Origin of the sequence: Candidatus Uabimicrobium amorphum, from assembly GCF_009002475.1 — a bacterium.
GTDB lineage: Bacteria > Planctomycetota > Uabimicrobiia > Uabimicrobiales > Uabimicrobiaceae > Uabimicrobium > Uabimicrobium amorphum.
This window is the reverse complement of record NZ_AP019860.1, coordinates 6,687,350-6,706,879: the sequence shown is the minus strand read 5'-3', so window position 1 is coordinate 6,706,879 and position 19,530 is coordinate 6,687,350. Positions and strand designations below refer to the sequence as shown.

General features: G+C 39.8%; 11 protein-coding genes. 5 read left to right on the top strand and 6 right to left on the bottom strand.

Annotated elements, in window-relative coordinates:
- Positions 1–4: 4 nt before the first annotated feature.
- Positions 5–1,468, bottom strand: a complete 1,464-nt coding sequence (cysS, locus tag UABAM_RS23665; protein WP_151970470.1) for a cysteine--tRNA ligase — start codon at positions 1,466–1,468, stop codon at positions 5–7.
- An 87-nt stretch (positions 1,469–1,555) separates the two neighbouring features.
- The gene (locus UABAM_RS23660) at positions 1,556–3,925 is read right to left on the bottom strand and encodes a HEAT repeat domain-containing protein (protein WP_151970469.1); all 2,370 of its coding nucleotides are present in this window, start codon (positions 3,923–3,925) and stop codon (positions 1,556–1,558) included.
- A gap of 464 nt (positions 3,926–4,389) precedes the next feature.
- Between UABAM_RS23660 and UABAM_RS23655 the strand changes: the two genes are divergently transcribed.
- From UABAM_RS23655 to UABAM_RS23645, 3 genes are all read left to right on the top strand, one after another.
- A complete protein-coding gene (locus tag UABAM_RS23655) occupies positions 4,390–6,012 on the top strand; it encodes a S8 family peptidase (protein WP_151970468.1) in 1,623 nt (540 codons plus the stop codon).
- 69 nt (positions 6,013–6,081) lie between these two features.
- On the top strand, positions 6,082–6,324 hold the full coding sequence (locus UABAM_RS23650) for a hypothetical protein (protein ID WP_151970467.1): 243 nt from the start codon (positions 6,082–6,084) through the stop codon (positions 6,322–6,324).
- Positions 6,325–6,444: 120 nt separating this feature from the next.
- Entirely contained in the window at positions 6,445–10,692 is a 4,248-nt protein-coding gene (locus tag UABAM_RS23645) for an ion transporter (protein WP_151970466.1), read from the top strand.
- 109 nt (positions 10,693–10,801) lie between these two features.
- Here UABAM_RS23645 and UABAM_RS23640 read toward each other — a convergent pair whose 3' ends face one another.
- On the bottom strand, positions 10,802–11,101 hold the full coding sequence (locus UABAM_RS23640) for a GTP-binding protein (protein ID WP_173013532.1): 300 nt from the start codon (positions 11,099–11,101) through the stop codon (positions 10,802–10,804).
- Between the two features lie 78 nt (positions 11,102–11,179).
- Complete coding sequence (gene thrS, locus UABAM_RS23635) at positions 11,180–12,994, bottom strand: threonine--tRNA ligase (RefSeq protein ID WP_151970464.1); 1,815 nt, start codon at positions 12,992–12,994, stop codon at positions 11,180–11,182.
- A gap of 859 nt (positions 12,995–13,853) precedes the next feature.
- Here thrS and UABAM_RS23630 point away from each other — a divergent pair.
- Both UABAM_RS23630 and UABAM_RS23625 read left to right on the top strand, forming a co-directional pair.
- On the top strand, positions 13,854–14,081 hold the full coding sequence (locus UABAM_RS23630; RefSeq protein ID WP_151970463.1) for a hypothetical protein: 228 nt from the start codon (positions 13,854–13,856) through the stop codon (positions 14,079–14,081).
- A 346-nt stretch (positions 14,082–14,427) separates the two neighbouring features.
- Positions 14,428–17,571, top strand: coding sequence for a S41 family peptidase (locus UABAM_RS23625; RefSeq protein ID WP_229759300.1), 3,144 nt, complete (start codon positions 14,428–14,430; stop codon positions 17,569–17,571).
- Positions 17,572–17,684: 113 nt separating this feature from the next.
- Here the strand turns inward: UABAM_RS23625 and UABAM_RS23620 are convergent, their stop codons facing one another.
- Both UABAM_RS23620 and UABAM_RS23615 read right to left on the bottom strand, forming a co-directional pair.
- A complete protein-coding gene (locus tag UABAM_RS23620; protein ID WP_173013531.1) occupies positions 17,685–18,104 on the bottom strand; it encodes a Fur family transcriptional regulator in 420 nt (139 codons plus the stop codon).
- A gap of 238 nt (positions 18,105–18,342) precedes the next feature.
- A complete protein-coding gene (locus UABAM_RS23615) occupies positions 18,343–19,344 on the bottom strand; it encodes a CobW family GTP-binding protein (RefSeq protein WP_151970461.1) in 1,002 nt (333 codons plus the stop codon).
- Between the last annotated feature and the right edge of the window lie 186 nt (positions 19,345–19,530).

Genomic DNA, 19,530 nt, shown 5'->3' with positions numbered 1-19,530 from the left:
TGAATTATATTTTTTTACAAATAGTGCCTTTGGGAGAATCTTCGAGAACATACCCCATTTCTGTTAAGGTGTCGCGAATTTCGTCTGCTCGGGGAAAATTTTTATTTAATCTTGCTTCATCGCGTTCTTTTACCAACTGTAAAATCTCTTCAGGTACCTGTTGTTCTTCGTCACAGAGGACACCGAGTACCCCATCTAATTTTTTTATAGTTTCTATCGCACGCGCGGCATCTTCACGCCCAAGCTGTTCTTGATCGCGTAATTTATTCACTTCACGAATGAATTGATATAGTGCAGAAAGTCCACCAGAAATATTTAGGTCATCATCCATAGCTGCGGCAAAATTTCCCAAAGTTTTTGTGGCTAAATCATCAATATTTGTGTTATCGTCTTTTTCAATTTGCTCCATAGCGGCTAAAAAATCTTTGATACGGCGAATGTTTGTTTTCGCTTCTTCCAGCGCTTCAATTTTTTGTAGCTGGCTATAATCTCCGTCCGTAACACCCGTGGTAAAGTTCATGTTCTGTCTGTAGTGCGTTGAAATAAGAGCATAACGAATTTCGCTACCGCTGTAACCTTTATCCAAAAGCTCACGCACCGTAAAAAAGTTTCCTTTGGATTTCGACATTTTTCCACCATCGACAAGTAGGTGTCTTGCATGCAACCAATAACGTGCAAAGGTTTTATGTGTCGCACATTCTGACTGGGCAATTTCTGCTTCGTGGTGGGGAAAAATATTGTCTTCGCCTCCGGTATGAATATCCAATGTTTCACCCAAATACTTCATCGCCATTGCCGAACATTCAATATGCCAACCGGGAAAACCCGTACTCCATGGAGAAGGCCATTTCATAATGTGCTTGTCGTCACATTTCCACAACGCAAAGTCCGTAGCATTTTTTTTGCGTGCGTCAACTTCGACGCGTTTACCTTCCACCAAATCTTCGACCGTATTTCCCGACAACTTTCCATACTCCGGAAAAGAACTTTGGTCAAAATAAACAAATCCATCCACTTCATAGGCATTACCGTTGGCGATAAGTTTTTCGATAATCTCCACCATTTCTTGTACATGATCGCTGGCACGAGGTCTTTGCCATGGTTCAAGGACGTTCAGCGTTTTCGAATCTTCCATAAAGCAATCGATGTACTTATCGGCAAGCTCGCGTGGATCAGTAATTCCGGTTCTCTGTGCCGCCAAAGCCATTTTATCTTGATTAGAGCCTTCGCGTGAAGGTTCCAGGTCGTCTTGGGTCATGTGTCCTACATCGGTAAAATTCATTACTTGCTTAACTTCATAGCCTTTAAATTCCAAATAACGACGAAGTAAATCCGCAAATAGGAAAGAACGAAAATTTCCTAAGTGGGCATAATCGTATACTGTTGGGCCACAATTGTACATACGTACCGTGTTGTTTTCGACAGTGAATTCTTCAAGTTTTTTGGAATAACTGTTGTAAAATTTCATTTTTAATTTCTCTATAGTTTAAGAACATCTGTTGCGATTAGAGGACGGGCGGACAAAAGTCCGCCCTGACAACGTGCTGCACAAAAATTAAGTATTTTGTGCGTTTGTGGTCTGCGCTTCTTCTACTTCACACAAAATTTCATACACGACAAAAAGCATGCGTTGCACTTCTTTCGTTTCTTCTTTGCTCATGCGATCTTTTACTTTAGGCAAAGCGCTCGTGTCACCCAGTTTCCCAATGGCTTCTGCGGAATTGAGACGCACTTTTTCATTATTGTCTTCTAGAGAATCCAAAAGCGAGTTGACCGCAGATATATCACGCAGTTTTCCTAAAGACCATGCCGCGATGATACGCACATCATCGCATTCATCGCGCAAAGCATTAATAAGTTCGGGAACCGCAGTAGTATCACCTAAACGTCCCAAAGCTCCCGCGCTGTACGTACGTACATATTCATCTTCATCTTTAATGGTATTCATTAAACCAGGTACGGCACTACTATCTCCTAGTTTACCCAAGGAGTGTGCCGCATGGCCACGCACATATTCATCTTCGTCCTTTAAGCTTTCGATAAGCTTTTTCACCGCTCCGGTATCTCCTAATTCACCCAGAGCAATGGCCGCTTCTTTACGCACATTGTATTTTTTATCGTCCAAAGCATCGATAAGAGCGGGAACCGCCTTCTTGTCTTCTAATTTACCAAGCGCAATCACAATCTGACGGCGTACACCTTCATTTTGATCTTTTAACGCCTCAATCAGAGGCTCTACGGCACGGCGGTCTTTTAGATTGCCGAGCGTACGCGCCGCCCAGCGACGAACTCTTTTATTCTTATCCTTGAGCGTTTTGATAATCGCAGGAATTGCATCTTCATTGATCAGCTTACTAATCGCGTCAGAACCTTGAGAAGAAACAAAATTACTATCATCTTTTAAAGTTTCGATAAGTGGTTGAATCGCAGAAGAATCTCCAATACGACCCAATGCGCGCGCCGAATACCCGCGAACGTCGACATAAGGATCTTTCAATTTTTTAATCAGTTCAGAAACAGCGTCGGTATCTCCTGCAGAACTGAGTGCTTCTGCTGCCGCAGCACGTACGTCCTTGCGTTCGTCTTGAAGAGCTTTTACCAACGCCGGAGATGCTTTTTTATCTCCGAGTTTACCAAGTGTCTTGGTAATTACCTTGCGCACTTCTTCATCTTCATCATCTATTGCGTCAATCAGTGCCGCTACGGTTTCGAGATCTCCCAACTCAGCTAAGGCACGCGCCGCTACTCTACGCACATCGGCAGAACTATCCTGCAAAATATTCACAAAAGCGGGAACCGCTTCTTTGTGTCCGATAATCTCAAGAGCTTCCGCTACAGCATAGCGTACTTCTTTATCGGTATCCTTCAGTGCTGATGTAAAAAAAGGTAATGAGCTAGGGTCGTCAAGTTTTGACAGTACTCTAGCTGCCGTACGGCGAATGCTCTTATCACTATCCTTAAGACTGCGGATCACATTGGGAACAGCAGAGTTTTCTTTTAAATCTTCAATGGCTAAAAGAGCGGCAAGGCGCACTTCCTTACGCGAGTCGTGGAGAGCCTTTATAATTGCTGGAATTGCACTTGCTTCTCGTAACTTCCCAAGAGCACAAACGGCTCCGTGGCGAATACGTGGTAGTGCGTGTTTTGTCGCCTCGATCAGTTCGGGTATAATCATTTTATTCATGTAGACAGCTTGTTCTACGCCATCAATCACTTTTCCGAAAGTAAGAACTGTTTTGCGAATCAATTGTCGTGTCTGTATATACAAATGGCAGGCTTTCCACAAAATAGCAAATACCACCAGACGAAATAAAACAATGATAGTGTTTACACCATATGTATAGCTTTCAATATACCCTTGAACTGGCACCAAACTGTCGAATAAATCAACAACGTCAACGGTACGGATGATTTGTTCTATCGTGTAAATTCCCCAATATGCCAACAGTGGTATATCTTCGGAGAGATTTGTAAACTCAAAGCTTTTCGGATACAGTAACGAAATTTCACGAAGTATACCGGCCATTACTAACACTTGTACCAAATTGATCACAATTATTATTAATGGTTGATATACTTTCTCGCGTTCCTTCGAATAAAACTTAAGATTATTTTCTTCGCGAGTACCAACAGTAACAATACCTTCATATGTTTCATTGCGCTCGCCGCGCAAACGGAAAAAATAAATAATAATTCCCAAATTCCAAATGAACAAGAACCACAGTAACACAAGAGGTAAATACGGCCATAGTTTACCAGCATATGGCAATATTCCGAGGAAAAACAAGATGTAAAACGAGTACATTGTTATGTGTCTTACTGTAGCACTGGGTATTTGTAGCCCAACAGCCCCAAAGGACTTGTCGGAAAAATAAGCTAATTTGTCACTAAGAAAAACAAATAGCTTGCCAATGCGTTTTAACAAAATAATTCTCCTGATACAATTTATGCAGAGATAATCGTGCCCAACAGAAGTTTACGGTGACTTGGGTTCTACTTTCAAAGATGTCGCACTTTTGTGACCATTTATTTCCATCTCCCAACGTAGTCTGTCATATGTTAATGATTTTACCTAACACTATCCAATATTTTTTTCTATAGTTTACGAATATAATAACTCGATCTCGATTCTACTCCTGTTGCCATTCCCAAAATAGAAAGATTTACGTCTACTTCTGATTTTGCCAATTACTAAATTAAACCTTAACGCGTCTAAAAAGTTGTCATTAATTCAGGGATTTTTCGGGAACGGATCGGGAGCGGGATCGGGATCGAGTTATTGTTTTTTTCTAGTGGTGCTGGTGCTATAGTTTACACAAAACATGTTGATTATTACGCGTAAAATATGTTTAATAATAAAAACATATTTTTATTCGGAGGTCATTTTTTATGAGAAATACATTGTACTTTGTACTTTTTCTCGCCGTCACCATTATTGGTGTCCATGCAGAAGAGATTTTGATAAAAGTACAGAACGGCCGCGCTTTTTCACAAAAAACTTTGCAGGCCGGAAACACAACCTTCACCATTACTCCCCTTTCCACAACACGCAATACTATGCTGAACAACTGGTATGTTGCAAAATCGGAAGGTATCAGTGAAGAATCTCCTTGGGATATCGCTCACCAAATCGTTACGGAAAACGAACAAGTTATTTATGGTGAACCAAACCGTCCCACAATTAACAAAAATCAACGAAAATTAGCCGAAGCTTTGCAAAAAGAATTTTCTGCAAAAAGAGGTTATGACAGTGATTGGGGACACCCTGACAATGCAGAGGTTTTTGCGTGGCACTTAGAAAACACTCATTCACAGCTAAAAGAAGCGCGTAAAAAAGGCAATTACAAAAGTGGACGCCGTATTCGCGTCGCTCATTTCGACACAGGATACGATCCAGATCATGTCACAACACCTAAAAATGTATGCGGTGATTTAGAGCGCAACTACATAAAAGGTGAAAATGAATTTTCTGCTGTAGATCCAGGGAAAAAAGGTACCCTAGAGCAACCTGGTCATGGAACAGGTACTTTGGGTATTCTCGCCGGAAATCTTGTGCAGCCTTCTGGGAAGAAATTTTCCGACTATCTTGGTGGTGCACCGGAAGTAGAAATTGTTCCTGTACGCCTATCTAATTCGGTAATACTTTTCCAGCTAGATGCTTTTGCAAAAGCAATTGACTATGCTGTGTCCATTAATTGTGATGTGGTGAGTATGTCAATGGGTGGCGTTGCCTCGAAGTTGTGGGCTGAATCGATCAACAATGCTTACGAGCGTGGTCTTGTCGTTGTCACTGCCGCAGGTAACAATGTTGGTGGTGGACTTCCTACACGTTACTTAGTCTTCCCCGCAAAGTTCAAGAGAGTCATCGCAGTGAGTGGTGTTTGCTACGATCACAAGCCTTATTTTAAGACAGACCCTTTCTTCTTTGCGATGCAAGGAAACTGGGGACCGGAAAAACTCATGGATTCAGCGATCGCTGCTTACACCCCAAACATGCCATGGGCAAGACTTGGCAAGCACGACGAGATTGGTAATGGCGGTGGAACATCTTCGGCCACACCTCAAGTCGCCGCTACTGCCGCTCTTTGGTTGCAAAAGTACAACAATTTTAAATTTGCGGAACCATGGCAAAAAGTCAATGCTGTACGCCACGCTCTTTTCAGTTCAGCACGCAAGGACTTAAAAGATTCCAAAAAATATTATGGAAATGGTGTACTACAATCGTCTCAGGCATTAGACGTTCAGCCAAAAACCGACACGGAAAAAATCAAAAAAGACGACGTTTATTCACCATATCTATCACTACTATTTGGCTGGGAAACACGTGACAATTCTCAGGAAATGATTAGTGTAGAAATGCTACAGTTACAACAAAACAATGCCAAACTTTGCGAACTGCTAGAAGATATCGAAGGCAAATCGCAAATAACAACACAGCAACGTCAAGCAATATTTTCAGAGATCCAAAATATCCCTGAAGCATCAGAGGCTTTACGTCAACTGACCAAATAGTGGCATTGTAAATAAAAGATAATAGGTGCGAGAGGAAAATCTCGCATCTATTTGCTCAAGGATATCCAAATGAGATGGCTAGTAAGTGGTTTTCTCTACATAATAATCTGGACAAGTACCTTAATTGGTTTTATTGCCTTATTTGCCGTTAGTGGTTACTTGATTTACTGCGGTCTCGGCTTTGACCTTCTATCTTTTTTGTTTTTTGTCATACCCGGTTCTATTTTCGGTGGAATGGTCGTCGCCCACATATTTATCAATTCCATTCCTAATTACATTTTTGAAAACCTTGATCGCGAAGACGACAAATAGCACTCCGACAACTCTTCCTTACTCTATTTGACAAACGTTCTCGACAACATGTAACTATTTTCACTGTAACAGATAATATGTGACTACGAAAGGATGTAGGTTTGAACCTACAGAAACGATATGCATACTTGGAATACTTTAGAACAAGACATACAGCGTTTTTTTAAACGCACCCAGCAATCTTTCTCCATAGAAGAATTTTGGGATATGTACGAAGAGGGGTTAGATTTACAACAATCCCTAGACGAACTGTTGCCGAACAGTGAACGCGAAAAGATTGCTCCTGTTGTGGATCCTTTAGTACGAGGTCACCACCATTTACAGAATTATCTGTTGCAACACGCTCGTGCTTCTGAAAATAAACAATCTGTTAGAGAATGGTTAGATCAACGCGTCGAGGAACTCGAAGACCGCACGCGTCATGTGATGGGGGATATTGCTCACAGTCGTATCACCGTAGCCGCCGAACTGCAATCGGTTGCTCACGAACTTTTTTTTCTCAAACGACTAGGAAGGCTTATCTACGAAAACGGTGAGAATGTTCTCCCTGACATATTAAATGAAGTTCATCACCTCGTCATGCAGTCAGAAGACGGCAACCCTTTATACCAAGATGAAATTATTCGCGAAGAATTACGACTATTATGCACGCAAGCACTTCGTGTTGAAGTAGACAAGTTTGCCGAAAAAGTTTCAGACAACTTAGAGATATACAAAGAACAACAGCAAGGCTTACACAATTTATGGGCGACTCTGCGTTGGGGCGGAGAAATCCAACCTCAAATAAGTTTGAGCACTCCTGGTAACGAAGATACGCTTGACAAATGCAAGAAACAACGCGATAAAATCAAAGACGAACTGCAACAAGAAATTACAAACTTAGAAGAAAAGCCACGTTGGGAATTTATCGAAGAAATTCTTATCGATGCCCAAGATATGATTGATGATGTTTTGGTGGGCGTAGAAGAAAAGCCACTATATGTGGCGACAAAAAGTTTGGCAGTTGTTCGCGAAGACATCGCGTGGTTAACGGAAATCATTAAACCATATTTAACAAAAGAAATTCCGGAATCTTTAACCAAACAATGGAAAAAATACAACTCACGCAACAAATTTTTTCAGTGCCAAATACAAGATAAAAAAATCCAGTATCGTATGGAACAAATCTTTGGTAAAAAGTTTGCGAAATTTTTTGATAAATTCATCATTTGGTTAATTCTTGGCGTGATTGTATTACTTCTCGTTGAAGAATTGGGAACTTACTCCGAACAAGCACATCGCAATTTCATGTATATCGACACCGCGATTTGCGTCGTATTCTTATTTGAATTTTTCACTAAGTTATTCCTTGCCGAGAGAAGATGGCTATATTTCAAACGTCATTGGTTTACCGAACTCTTACCATCTATCCCGTTTAGTTTGCTCTCGCAATTACCACAACTCAACAAAGTTCAATTCTTGCGTGGTGTACGTCTTGTTCGCGTACTGCGTATGGTACGTATTTTCCGCGTAGTCACATTTTTAATTCGCGGAACGGACCGCTTTGTGCGTTCTTACGGACGTTGGCTCAACCGCAACATTGTATTTTTCGGCAAGAATCATGCGTTGAAGAAAAAAGCCAAACCCACCGTACCACAAAGATTACACACTCTACGCAACGTATGCTTGAACCGTTCACGCTCTATTTTCAATAAAATCCACGAAGACCACAAGCGCATTCCGTTTATGATTTCCTACATCAAAACTCTAGAAATTCAAATGGAAGAAAATATTTCTGGATCTTTAGAAAAAGAGCAGGTCGGCGCTTCTTCCGACATACTCGTCGAAAAGGTAATTCACAACATGCTGTACATAAGCGGAGAACAAGTAGAGGAACACATGGGATATGATTTCCCCATCAAAGTTCACATGTACTTTCGCTTTTTTAACATACCATTACTGCGTTCATTACCTTTTATTCGCAACATCGTACAAAAAAACCGCGAAAGCGACCCAATGGAATTTACCGCATGGTTGGGGCGTTGTGTAGGACGTTTATTACAAGCGGTACTGGCCATGATTTATTGGTTCGTCGATTTATACGGAGTTCTCTCCCCGCCACGAGTTCTCGACCGCATTGGGCATACAATGGTGGAAACATTCAAGAGACCAGCCATTCGTCTAGTCGTCGCCGGTGGAGTTCTTCTCGTCTTAAAGCTATTGTTTCTCGCGTTGCCATGGCTACCACTTGGCGGACTAGTTCTGTTTCTCAATAAATTTTTAGGTCCCGTCCTTCTAGTCGTCGGGGCACTGTGTTGTGTGCCTCTGGTAATTGGAATTTGGCTACGTAACATCGCTGGCGAAGCCACAGAATTTTTTATGCGTACTGCCGAAGCTCAATTTATTAACCTTCTCGAAGATATCAAATTACAAAATGCTGAACGCGATATGCGTATTCTCTACGAGCGCGTTATGCAACCAGAGTTACAAATACTCACCGGTGCTAGTGGAGAATACGGAGAAAAGTGGCTGCTAGAGCAATGGAATAGTAGCTTGGAGGTTGGGGCATGTGTGGAAAACGACACGTGCAATGTCACCACAGTAAAGCAAGCGCGCCTGTGGAACAGACAGCGTCCTGTATTTTTACTATATCGCGACTACTTAGATGGTGCGCCCTTACACCGCAGTGACGTAAAAACCACCGAACAGCTTCTAGGGAATATTGCTATAGAGAATATCCGTCAACATCGTTTAGAGTTTAAACGTCGCGAATCACGAGCACTTGCCAAGCTTGATCTGGAAAGCTCGAAATCGGTATTCGGCCCCTATTTATGGTTTTCTTTTATTACCCACAGTGTTTCACACAACGTTGCCAATTTATTGGTCGAATACAACAAAAACGCCATACCAGAGTCTCTTCTCGCGATGCAATCCTCGGAAAAACTGGATTACTACAGTCGCTGGCTACAATGGCGCTTACAAGACGAATGGGATGGCCACAAAAGCGACATCCAAACCATTCAAAACGATGTTGCCAAAAAAGAAACCGAACGTACCGAATACGACGGTAAGAAGAAAAAGGAAAAAAAGAAGAAAAGACTCAAAAGACAAAAGCCTGTATATGCAACTACGCGTTTCAATGCACTACACTTTTTGACCTTGTCACGCGAGCAAGACCAAAGTATACGCCTCACTTTTGGTGAAGATCTCTACAAATCCTTCATAAAAGATCGTCGCGAAAACATTCGCTATATATTTGGTACTTATCCTCTCTACCTCTTACCTGCTACACAGCGCAAGGTAAACCCTTACAATCTATACCAAAACTATCTAGCGGGAGGAAAAGTCTTTACCTTGCCATTCCGTTTGCTATTTATTTTAGCGGCGTTATTCGTTACGGCGGTAAAATGGTCTTACCAAAAGGTTCGCGAAATCATCAATCCCGACATGCAAAGCGAACCACCAAAAATCATCGCCGATTTTAATGTAGCGGTACGCAAGATAAATCGTATGCGCAAGCCAGTGTACATTGAGTGTATGAAAATAAGAGCGCGTTTTGATTTTGAATACCTAGGACTAGAGTTCGAAGGTTTTCCAGGTCTTTCCACACACGAGGAAAACTTTCGCGATGACTTTTTACAAAAAGACGAGAACCCCAACTGGTTGGGACTTTTCGAAAAGGACCTAGAATTCATCAGTGCTCTAGATAGTGAACACGACTACTTCTACGACCTCTATGCACGACGTAAAGAAAGACTACACGCGTTCAACAAGTTCTTAAAACAACGTGGCTGGGACCAAGGAAATTTCAGTAAATATATAGAATCCATTGACCCTAACTGGGCATCGCGTAGCAATGAAATTTTGCGCGCACTGGCAACGGCGTATTCCATCAACTACAAAAAGCTTCCGTCGCTATTAAATGCCCGCGATGTATTAGAAACCGCTTTTGACCATGCCATCGAGCACTTAGGCTATGTGCAAAACGATCGCTTTGTCAAAAAGGGCTTGCGCTTCTTCTATCGTACCATGAAGACATGTGCCTACACCATAAAAGACCGCGACTACAAAGACTTTCAACTCTTTTGGTCACAAAGTCGCTTTGCCGATGCTCCGGCAAAACACAAAAAGTGGTGCTGGAAAACCTATCTCGCAAGACGCGCTGATTTAAAAGACGCCTTGTACTTTCTCACCGAAAGTGGTGACGTTTCGATTGCCGAAGACATCATCCAAGACATCATTCGTAATCCAACCCCATGGACAGAGGAACTACTGGCGATTCGCACCGTGCAAACACTCTCGGTACTAGATGTTCTCAATTACCGTGGACATGTAGCGATCTTAGGTGACTATCCAGAAAAAGATATTTACATGGATCGCAAGAATTAAACTAAGCCCGGTTGCAATCGCAACCGGGCTCGTTTTAGAAGATAATATGATTGTTAGAACTATTGGCTCTGCCTCGTTCTTATTCGTTGATGGGATCATTTAGAGAAGCTCATTCATCAGGAGTAAATGCATTGGTTTTTAGCAAACAGTCGTCTAGTTGCTTGCGAATTTCTTTCTCGTTAAGTTTGATACCAATAAAGACGATTTTTTGACATCGATCTCCAAAAACATCGTCCCAATTTTTGCGAATTTCTTTTTGTGATGCCGGATCTTCTGGCCATTGTTCTAATGGCATGCTATCCCACCAGTAGCCAAGGTGTTTAAAGGTCATCATATTACCAGCCTGTGACAGCTCTCCCACAGCATTTGGTCTTGTCGCAACCCAAAAAAAACAATTGTAAAAATTCAAGCGCGATATTTACGACCTGCGCTAACATTTGTGTAACAGTCATGGTTAACATCAAACCGCCGTAATCGAAAAATTCAATTACAAATCATCAGTAAAATTATCCATTTCACGAGTATCTCGCCACCTTACAACCGTTGCAATCGCTTCTTCTAATGAAGAATTTGTTTGTTCATTTACACAGTAACGACGCCATGTAACAGATTTTTGTTCCATTTCGTTATTGCCAATAATCCAAATATTCGGTATTTTTTTGACAATACCTTTACGGATTTTTTTGTTGAATTTATCACCACTGTCATCCATTTCTACACGGATCATCTTTTCGAATAACTGGTCTTTGATTCGAGAGACATATTCCATTACAGTTTCGTTTACAGGAACTAATAAAACTTGTACGGGAGCCAACCAAGTTGGAAATGCTCCCCCGTATAATTCAATTAAAAATGAAATCATACGTTCATGAGTACTAAGGGGGGCGCGATGTATGATAAAAGGTCTTTTTTGAGTGCCATCACTCGCAGTATATTGCAGATCAAATCTCTCAGGCATTACAAAGTCTAATTGACAAGTGGAAACCGTTTCTTCTCTTCCCATCACATTCTTAACTTGGATATCTACCTTGGGGCCGTAAAAAGCCGCTTCCCCGGTCTCTTCTTCAAAATCAATATTATTCTTGTGTAGTACATCACGAACAATATTTTCTGATCTCAGCCACTCATCTTCATTGTTGACAAATTTACTATTGTCTTTTTCGTGTAGAGATAATCGTACTCTAAAATTACCTAGTCGTAATTTATCGTAGTAAAATTTGTACATCTCCATTACTTTTGTAAATTCTTCTTCTACTTGCTGTGGTTCGCAATATATATGAGCATCATTCATACACATCGCGCGAACGCGCAGCAAACCTGATAACGAACCGTGTTTTTCATAGCGAAATACATCGCCGTATTCCGCTAAGCGAATGGGGAGATCTTTATAACTACGCGGCATTGCATCATATATTTTGTGATGGTGTGGACAAATCATCGGCCTAAGGTAGTATTCGTCTTTGTCATCTATTTTCATTGGCGGATACATCGACTCTTTATAATATGGCAAATGTCCAGAACGATAATACAAACTAGCTCTAGTGATAATCGGAGTGGAAACTCTTTTGAATCCATGCTTAAATTCGACTTCATGAACCCATTTCTCTAGCTCTTCGCGAATAACTGTTCCGTTGGGAAGCCACATGGGTAGTCCAACACCCACTTCTTCATCTATATAAAATAGATCTAACTCACTCCCTAATTTTCGATGCTCTCTTTGTTTTGCTAATTCTCTTTTTGCAATATAGTCTTTTAACTCTTGATTGTTCTCAAAGGCCAAAGCATATATTCTTGTCAACATTGTTCTTTTTTCGTCGCCGCGCCAGTAACTCCCTGCAATTTTGTCTAGTTTAAAAGATCCCTTAGGAACTTTGCCTGTATCTTCTAAATGAGGGCCTTCACACATATCCACAAATGGGCCATTCTTGTAAAAATTAAGCTGTCCGTTGTCAGCTTTACCCGTTTCTACAAGTTCTTTTGCATACTCTATTTTATAGCTTTGATCCGTTTCATCTAACATGCTTTCCGCTTCAGACAATGATTTTGTGAAAGTTTGAAAAGCCTGCTTTTCTTTGATAATCTTTTTCATGTTTTTTTCGATTTCTTTAAAATCATCGCTGCTGACAGGCTCTTGGCCAAAGTCGAAATCGTAATAAAAACCGTTGTCGACCGGAGGCCCAAAACCTAATTTAGCGTTTGGTCGAATTTGCAAAACTGCCTGAGCCATAATATGCGCAAGAGAATGCCTCAACTTGTATAATCCGCTATTTTTGTACTCTTCCGTTTTTTCTGACGCTTTCATATAAATAAATCCTCATATAAATGATTGCCACAAATTGTTTTTCGTTTTTTAATTGCTCGGATTAAATATCTAGTGTGATACATAGTATATTTTTGATTTTATAGCAGTTTTGGTTGAGTGAAGTACAAAATTGTCATTCCCGCGCAAGCGGGAAACCAGCATAGCTTATTTTTTTTAAAGTATTTGCTGGATCCTCGATCAAGTCGAGGATGACAAACTGTGTATCGCACTAAACTGGAAAGCGCTGTAAAACCAAAAACATCGACTTTTACGAACATAACGCAAAAGTTTAAGTTTGTTTCGAGAGTTTGATGCAGAGGCTCTTCTTTAAATTAAGGATTGAGCTAACACTCGAAGGATGATGAAGTATCGGAAGGGTTGGCGAATAAAGCTACTTTGGCAAGAGAAATCGTTGCAAAAACTTTTCACATTTTTATACATGTCACTATTGTTTTGTCAAATCACTAGTTAGTAGTCAGCGTTATGTAAATTTTTTACATATATCTATGTAAACTATTTTACACATACTCATATAAGCTGACTACTAGCTAACAGATTAGGAATTGTTATCAATGAAACAAAGTTTGATTGACGAAACTCCCTACATGTGCAGCCTTTGATAAATTTTGAAGCGAAGGCTAAATCTTGTTAGATGACTATAATAACAATGTAACAATTGATGTGAAAGTGTCAAGCCAAAAACGCAATTAAATTGCATTTTTTTAACAGAAAAAGCTTTATTGATTAATGAAAATGCAATTTAATTGCGTTTTTATGTTTAACTGACAACGGTATTGATTTAAAATAAATCCGCAAATTAATAATACGTAATATGTCAGATAATTTAAGGAAGAAATTCATGACAGAAGTAGTTATTCCAAATACATACGAAGAGTGGCTAATTTTAGTAAAATCCAAAGTCCCAGAAGTTCTGTCCAAAAAATCTATTGAAAAACGAATACAAGTATTGAGTAATTCCAACAATTCTGAAGCCGTAGAATTTCGTGACCTCTACGGTGATGAACATAGACAAAGAGTTGTTTCATGGTTTAGACGCGCCCTACGGGAATCGCACGACAAGAATTAAATTTCCTCCTCGTCTGTTTAAAAAACTTGGATAAATCTGAGTATCTTTTCCCGTTCATCATGTTCACGAACATCAACACCAACATGAAAAAACGAGGAAATCTAATAATAAACTTTTGCAAACGCGCAGCTCTTCTTACAATAATTATGTAGTTTAGAAGGAGCTAAAATCCTAAAACAGACGATAGCTATTTTGATAACTGTGTCACACGCATTGATCGTTTTGTGAGCAAAAATAGAAGAAAGGTTTTAAGTTGATAAAAAATTTATTGATAAATACTAGAACATTATTCGTACTAATCGTTGTTTTTTTTTCCTGTGCGTACGCCGAAAAGGAAGCACGTCTTTTGCGTTTTCCTGATATTCACCATCAACATATTGTTTTTACTTACGCTGGTGATCTTTATACCGTTTCCTCCGAGGGGGGTTTAGCAAAACGTCTAACTAGCCATGAAGGTTTTGAGATGTTTGCTCGATTTTCTCCCGATGGCAAAACTATTGCCTTCACTGGCCAATATGACGGCAACACAGAAGTGTATGTTGTACCGGCAAACGGTGGCTCACCAAAGCGCCTCACATATACCGCAACTCTCGACCGCGATTTTGTGTGGGATCGCATGGGACCTAATAATATCGTCATGGCATGGACCCCTGACGGTAAGAATATTGTTTTTCGTTCGCGTATGCGTTCATTCAATAGCTTTATCGGACAGCTCTTTAGCGTCAAGTTAAAAGGGGATATTCCCACGGTCTTACCGTTGCCCAAGGGCGGTTTTTGTTCTTTTTCTGCAGATGGTAAGAAACTCGCCTACAATCAAATTTTTCGCGAATTTCGTACTTGGAAACGCTATCACGGTGGAATGGCCGATGACATATCTATTTATGACTTTGATACAAAACAAACAACTCAAATCACCCAACATAAGGGACAAGATATCATTCCTATGTGGCACGAAAATCGTATTTATTTCATCTCCGATCGTAACAAAACGATGAACCTATTTTGCTATGATTTAGAAACGCAAAAGTTGCAACAGCTTACAGACTTTAACGAATTCGACATTAAATTCCCATCTATAGGTCCCAAAGCAATTGTATTCGAAAATGGCGGATATTTGTATCGCTTTGATTTGGATAATCATCAATACAAACAAATCCCCATTTACATTAAAGGAGATTTTTCTCATAGTCGTCCTCAATATAAAAATGTAAATGAGTACATCACAGGATATTCTCTAGCGCCCGATGGTAATAGAGTTCTATTTAATGCCCGTGGTGAAATTTTTTCTGCTCCCCAAAAACATGGCCCTACGCGCAACTTGACTCAATCTTCCGGAATACACGAACGTTCTTGTGTATGGTCACCAGATGGTAAATGGATTGCTTATATTAGCGATGAAAAAGGCGAAGATCATATATATATTGCACCGACCAAGGATATAAGCTTAACAAATATTCTCGTAAATAAGGCCGATACCTATAAATACTCGTTGTCATGGTCACCAGACAGTAAGAAAATTATGTGGGGGGACAAAAAACTACGCTTGCGTTATGTCGATATTGATACAAAGAAAATTACAGAAGTCACGCAAAATAAAAGGTGGGAAATTCGCGACTATTCTTGGTCTCCTGACAGCAAATGGATTACATTTTCACAAGACGTAGATGCTGGCCAACAAGTCTACCTCTATTCATTAGATAAACGGTCATTGAGAGCCGCCACATCTAAATGGTACAACGCCAGAGGACCGGTTTTTAGTGATGATGGAAAATATCTATTTTTTGTTTCGCAACGCAATTTTTCTCCTACTTACAGCCAAACAGAGTGGAACCACAGTTATCAAGATATGGATAGTCTCTATTTTACTATTTTAAGTAAAGACACGGCATCTCCTTTTATACCTAAAAGCGACGAAGTTACGATTGTGGATGATGCCGTCGAAAAAACTTCCAAAAAAGGTGACAACAAAAAAGAAACCATACGTATAGACGATGGTTTGGAAACGAGAACTTTAAGTCTCAATATTACCAGGGGAGGTTATTACAATATATCGGTGGTCAACAACCACATATACTATATACGCAAATCAAATTTGTGTGTGTATAACCTCAGTACACAGAAAGAGATAGTACTAGGAGAGGCGCGTAATTACCAAATTTCTGCACGTAAAAAGCATATGCTTGTAAGTCATAAGGGAAATTACTATGTCATTCCTCTGCCCAAAGGAGGAAAGTTAGCTCTCAAAAAACCTTTAAACCTATCGCAAATGAAAATGACTCTTAACCGCAAGGAAGAGTGGCGACAAATATATCGAGAATGTTGGCGACAAATGCGCGACTTCTTTTACGCTCCTAACATGCATGGAGTCGATTGGGACAAAATATACGATCGCTATCTGCCACTTGTTGCGCATGTCAATCACCGAGCAGATTTGTCGTATATAATAGGTGAAGTGATCGGTGAACTCAATGTTGGTCATGCTTATGTTGGGGCCGGTGATATGCCTAAGCCGCAGAAGATTTACACTGGATTACTAGGAGCGGAGTTGGAAAGAGATGCATCGACATCTTATTATCGCATTCGCAGAATTCTCAAAGGACAAAACTGGAATTCTAAATTACGTTCTCCACTAGAGGCTATGGGTGTAAACGCGAAAGTGAACGATTATATCCTCGCGGTGAATGGAGTTGCTACCACTGATATGGACAATATCTATCATCATCTTCTGGATACCGCAGGAAAGCAGGTTGTTCTTAGAATCAATAGTAAACCCCAAGAAAAAGGCAGTCGAGAAGTAACCGTAATTCCTGTTGCCAACGAAGAACATCTGTATTATTACAATTGGGTCCATGATAATATCGAAAAAGTGGAGAAACTTGGAAAGGGTCAGGTTGGCTATATCCATATTCCTGATATGGGAGTTGAAGGATTGAATCAATTTGTCCGATATTTTTATCCACAACTAAAGAAAAAAGCGTTGCTGATTGACGTACGTGGTAATGGTGGAGGTAATGTCTCCCCTATGATCATCGAACGTTTGCGTCGCAAATTGGTGATGGTCAATATGGCAAGAAATATTATGCCTGGCACAAACCCTGGAGGAATGCATTTAGGACCTAAAATATGTTTGATGAATGAACACTCAGCATCTGACGGTGACATTTTCCCTTATCGTTTCAAAAAACATGGTCTTGGAAAATTAGTGGGCAAAAGATCATGGGGGGGAGTTGTAGGAATACGTGGTTCATTGCCGTTATCAGATGGTGGTTATTTATTTAAACCGGAGTTTGCACCTTATAGTTCAGATGGGAAAAAATGGCTTATAGAAGGACACGGAGTAGACCCTGATGTCATCATTGCCAATGATCCGGCTCTAGAATTTTCAGGAAAAGACCAACAGTTGGAAAAAGCTGTTGAAATTTTACTAGATGAGTTAAAGACACAGAGTCAATCTTTGCCTAAAATACCTGCTTATCCCGACAAAAACTAAAGTAAATATTAATTTCATATAAACATCCTGATAAACAAAGTGTAATTTTATTTTGTTTTTGTCAGGATGTTTGATCAATGAATTGTATGTTGCAAGTCATAGGACGAAAATGTTTAACCACTTTCATTTTGGCAGTCTTGACAAATACCGAAAAATTCCAACTTGTGAGACACATCTTTATAGCCCTGCATCATCAAAATTTTCTCCATTTCCTTGACAAAACAATATTTTACAATTTCAATTTTATGGCAACTACGACACATTATATGGTGGTGATGTTCTAGGCACTTATATTCGTAACGTGAGATGTTGTCACCAAAATCGCATTTCTCAACAATCTCATGTTTTTCAAATTTTTTTATACACCGATACACTGTTGTACTATCACAATTCGAAATTTTTTGGTGTATTTCTTCAATCGAAAATGGCCCATGGTTCTGTATTAGAAACTCTAAAATAGATTTGCGAATTTTTGTATTACTGAGCTTTGCTTTTCTTAATATATGAATACTACAAATATTGTTATTGCTCATGATTTGCATCCATGTCCTAAAAAAATGTACCTATCATAACAGCTCTAAAAAAACAATCGGATTGCATTTTTAGACACAATCCCTTTTTTTTGCAATAAAATAAATCTTTAACGAAAACCCTCATGAATAATGGCTATTTTATTGTTGGGCATTTTATTATTGTTAGACTTTCAGTTTATTGTATTTACAAATAACCTCCTCACAAACAACTTTACTGTGTTTTACACATTTAAAATCTTTAGTTGGTGCACTCCATGAGTTGTTTTTCCCATTCACCATCAATATCCGCAGCAATTATTTCAACACGGCTTTCCACACATTCATCAAGTGCTATTTCTGTTAAAATTGCGTCAGAAGTTAGGTTGTAAGCAAAGATACCATCGTCAGTAATAAAAACACCCTTTAGACGCTCAACATTAAACCCACTAAACAGCAAAAACAATTTTTTGCGGTTAAAGATCCAGTCAGGTGTAATCCTCCACCCGATACTTTTAAAACCTTCTCCATTATTTTCAGCTTTTACATATCCACATTGTGGAATGGGTATATCGTTCAGGGAAATTTTTTGCTTTTTTTGATGAGCATGCTGGTGCTTCGTTGTCACAGAAGCTTGAGTGACACCTTCGAGCCAAGAAGATTCAAGAATACCTTTTTTCGTAATCACAATTTTTGCATGTTGCGCCCTTTGCATTGCCGCATAGGCCTTTAAAGAATTGCAATCCGTCTCCTGATATAGATCAGATTTATTGCCTACAATGACATCAGCAATAGCAATTTGTTGATTAAAGGTTTCATTCTCCGTATAACGACGATCGGACAAAAGGCGTGCATCCACAAGTGTAACGATTTGATGAAGAGAAAGGCACTCTTGATAGTGCTCACTGGACAGTACATTTAACACCTCTAGCGGATGACCTAAACCCGTCGGTTCAATGAGTAGTCGATCGGGCTGTGCTTGAGCAAGCAATACGTTCAAAGCAATTTGCATTGGTAATCCTGCCATACAACACATGCAACCTCCTGGAACCTCACGAATAAAAACCCCCTGTTTTTCTCCATATTTTCCTTCAAACATACTACCATCTACACCAATTTCACCAAATTCATTAACTAAAACAGCCCATCTTTCATTTTCTGGCTTACTTTTTAACAAATGTAAAATTGCAGTAGTTTTTCCTGCGCCAAGAAACCCAGTGATAATATTGGTTGGTGTGCCTAAAATTTTTTTTCTTCTTTTCATATCACCTCTTCAACCTTCATCTCAAAACATCTTTTCCATCTTGAAACCAACAACAAAAATGCAATCGACTTGCATTTTATTATTGTAACATATACAATGACAAAATGGGCAACTACACCTTTCATTTTGTAGAAAAATATTTCCCAGGCCCATATTTCTTTTAATTACAGAAGTTTCCGTGTTCCA

Coding starts and splice junctions, on each gene's coding strand:
- cysS (WP_151970470.1), bottom strand. CDS start 1,468: ATGAAATTTTACAACAGTTATTCCAAAAAACTTGAAGAATTCACTGTC.
- UABAM_RS23655 (WP_151970468.1), top strand. CDS start 4,390: ATGAGAAATACATTGTACTTTGTACTTTTTCTCGCCGTCACCATTATT.
- UABAM_RS23650 (WP_151970467.1), top strand. CDS start 6,082: ATGAGATGGCTAGTAAGTGGTTTTCTCTACATAATAATCTGGACAAGT.
- UABAM_RS23645 (WP_151970466.1), top strand. CDS start 6,445: ATGCATACTTGGAATACTTTAGAACAAGACATACAGCGTTTTTTTAAA.
- thrS (WP_151970464.1), bottom strand. CDS start 12,994: ATGAAAGCGTCAGAAAAAACGGAAGAGTACAAAAATAGCGGATTATAC.
- UABAM_RS23630 (WP_151970463.1), top strand. CDS start 13,854: ATGACAGAAGTAGTTATTCCAAATACATACGAAGAGTGGCTAATTTTA.
- UABAM_RS23620 (WP_173013531.1), bottom strand. CDS start 18,104: ATGAGCAATAACAATATTTGTAGTATTCATATATTAAGAAAAGCAAAG.
- UABAM_RS23615 (WP_151970461.1), bottom strand. CDS start 19,344: ATGAAAAGAAGAAAAAAAATTTTAGGCACACCAACCAATATTATCACT.